Consider the following 2,727-nt stretch of genomic DNA (forward strand, 5'->3'; position numbering starts at 1 on the left):
AGGCGGTGCGGACCAACACCGCGATCGCCTTCATCACCGTGATGTCGCCAGAAGGAACCAGGTTCACGCACACCGATCCAAGCCAGATCGGCGGGCACTACCTCGGCACCATCGAACCAGCCTTGCGTGGCGAGACGATCACGGAGGTGTACACCGGCACTCTCGGCCCATCGATCCGCGCGATCGCTCCCGTCCGCAATGCCGCAGGTCAGGTCATCGGCCTCGTCTCGGCGGGCATCACCCAGCAGACGTTGGCACAGCGTTGGCGCGATAAGTGGCCGACGATCGCGGCGGTAAGCGTTGCGGCACTGACTCTTTCATTTATCGGGGTGTGGGCGATCCGGCGCCGCCTCCTTCGCCAGACGCACGGCCTGCGGCCCGACGAACTACGGGTGATGTACGAGCATCACGACGCGATCCTGCATTCGGTGTCGGAGGGCCTGTTGGTGCTCGACGGTGGCCGGGTGGTGCTGGTCAACGACGAGGCCCGCCGGCTTCTCGATCTGCCGCCGGGTTCGGTGACGCCGTCGAACCTTCCCGAATTCCTCCGCAGCTATCAGCCGGGCGTCCGCGACGAAGTGCACGTCACCGACGCCAGGGTGCTGGTGGTCAACCGTTCCAAGGTGGAAGGTGCCGCGCGCTCGGAAGTGGTCACCGTCCGCGATCGCACCGAATTGCAAGGCGCCCTAGGCGAACTCAGTTCACTGCAGGTCCTGACGGATTCGCTGCGCGCGCAGGCCCACGAGGCGGCGAACAAGCTGCACACCGTGGTGACGTTGGTCGAGATGGACCGCACCTCCGATGCCGTGCGGTTCGCCACCGACGAGCTAGCGACGTCCCAACGCCTCGTCGACCGCCTCTCGGAGGACGTCGGCGAGCCGGCGCTGGTGGCCCTGCTGATCGGCAAGACCGCGCAGGCCGACGAACGAGGCATCGCCTTGACCGTCACCGAGGACACCCATTTGCCCTCCGACGCACCGCAGATGCCGCTCACCCCTCAGGAATCCGTCACCGTCCTCGGCAACCTGATCGACAACGCCATGGACGCGTGCGACCAGGCCGACCCATGGGTGGAGGTCACCGTCGCCGAGGACGACGAAGAGCTCGTGCTCCGCGTCGCCGACAGCGGATCGGGAATGGACGCCGAGGTGTTCGAAAGGGCAATGCAGCGTGGCTATTCCACCAAGTCATCCGACGATGCAGAGCACCACGGCCTGGGGCTGGCGCTGGTGAATCAGGTGGTCAAGCGACATGGCGGGACGCTGACCGCCGACGTGACGTACGGCTCCGTCATCACCGTCACGGTACCGAGGGCGCATCGGTGATCTCGGTTCTCATCGTCGAAGACGACCCATTGATCGCCGAGGCTCACCGGGCGTATGTCCTTCGTCTGGAAGGTTTTTCGGCAACGGCGGTAGCGCGCACCGCGCGCGACGCGATGCGCATCGCCTCCACCGCCGCGGCCACCGACACACCGATCGATCTGGTGCTTCTCGACCTCGGCCTGCCCGATGCCAGCGGCATCGACCTTGCGTCGGCGTTGGCCGGGCTGCGCCCCGCGCCCGACATCATCGCGATCACCTCCGAGCGCGACCTCGACATGGTGCGTGCGGCGGTGGCCCACGGCGCGCTGGCATACCTGCTGAAACCGTTCACCTTCGCGGCGTTCCGAGATCGCCTCGAGCGCTATCTGCGGTATCGCAACTCGTTGCCGTCGGGGGTCGACGCCGCCAGTCAGGCCGAGGTGGACCGCGCGCTATCGGAGTTGCGCGCCGTCGCGGATCGTTCGACGTCGCCGAAGGGCGGGGCGACCGAAACAAACGAGGGCATCGCGCGATTGGTTCGCGACAGTTCGCACGGCATGACCGCCGACGAGGTGGCCAAGCAGGTCGGGGTGTCCCGAGTGACCGCTTGGCGGTACCTCGAGCGCCTCGCCGACGACGGCACTGTCACGAGGTCGGTCGACTACGGCGGAACTGGCCGCCCGAAGACGCGCTACCAGTGGCGCTGACTGGCCGGCACCTCAACGGCTCGAGCAATCCAGCGATACGGAGATGGTCCTACTCGTCACGACCTCGACGGTGCGGTCGCGGCCCTTGGTGCCGTGCAGTCGCACCAGTCGAGTCTGCTCCTGCGGGTTGCGCACGTCGGCGACCACGCAGTCCGAAAGTGGTGCGCTACCAACGCGATCCAGATGGACGGTGAAGCCCTCGGCCTCGAGCCGGCCGATGGTGACCACCGCAGGCTCCGAGCCGGACCCGGCGGTTGCCTGTCCCGCAGGGAGGAGGAGCAGCGCAACGGCAGCCGCCGCAAGAGCTACGAGTGTCACTAGTGCTGCACGCATTCCGTGCTCTCCGTTCGCGGCCCGTTTGGGCCTTCACGGGATAGACGAAGTCGGCACGCGTTTGGTTCACAGGATGTTCACATGACCTGTATCACAGCGGAACTCGCCGGAGGCGAGTCGATCGGCGTGGGCTAGACGCCCGCGGCGGCAAGCTCACGGACCGGCGGGACGACCAGCGCCCTCGGCGAGGACGACGTGAGCCGCGGGTACGGGGCCGGCATCACCGAAGCGACCCGATACGCGGTGATGCCACCGTCATGGTCGGCGACGTACAGTCGGTCGCGGTCCATCGCGATGCACGACGGCCGGGTACCGACGGAAATGGTGTCGATGACCGTGTGAGTATCGGTGCACCACACCGCAACGTGAGCCCAGTCGACGAT

3 protein-coding genes and 1 pseudogene are annotated in these 2,727 nt (G+C 66.9%); 2 read left to right on the plus strand and 2 right to left on the minus strand.

From position 1 onward, the window contains the following. Positions 1-1,325: sensor histidine kinase (locus QOD90_RS22505; RefSeq protein ID WP_526353220.1), on the plus strand; the 1,325-nt coding region annotated here is incomplete at its 5' end. Next, positions 1,322-2,011 (plus strand): response regulator, encoded by a 690-nt coding sequence (locus QOD90_RS22510; RefSeq protein ID WP_526353222.1) that lies wholly within the window; start codon positions 1,322-1,324, stop codon positions 2,009-2,011. The genes QOD90_RS22505 and QOD90_RS22510, both read left to right, overlap by 4 nt. Before the next feature lie 12 nt (positions 2,012-2,023). Here the strand turns inward: QOD90_RS22510 and QOD90_RS22515 are convergent, their stop codons facing one another. Together QOD90_RS22515 and QOD90_RS22520 are read right to left on the minus strand one after the other, a co-directional pair. Further along, on the minus strand, positions 2,024-2,344 hold the full coding sequence (locus QOD90_RS22515; protein ID WP_526353224.1) for a hypothetical protein: 321 nt from the start codon (positions 2,342-2,344) through the stop codon (positions 2,024-2,026). Positions 2,345-2,475: 131 nt separating this feature from the next. Continuing rightward, positions 2,476-2,727, minus strand: a pseudogene (locus tag QOD90_RS22520) (hypothetical protein); the annotation flags it as partial.

It is taken from the genome of Mycobacterium sp. (assembly GCF_032161845.1).
In the GTDB taxonomy this organism is placed as follows: Bacteria; Actinomycetota; Actinomycetes; order Mycobacteriales; family Mycobacteriaceae; genus Mycobacterium.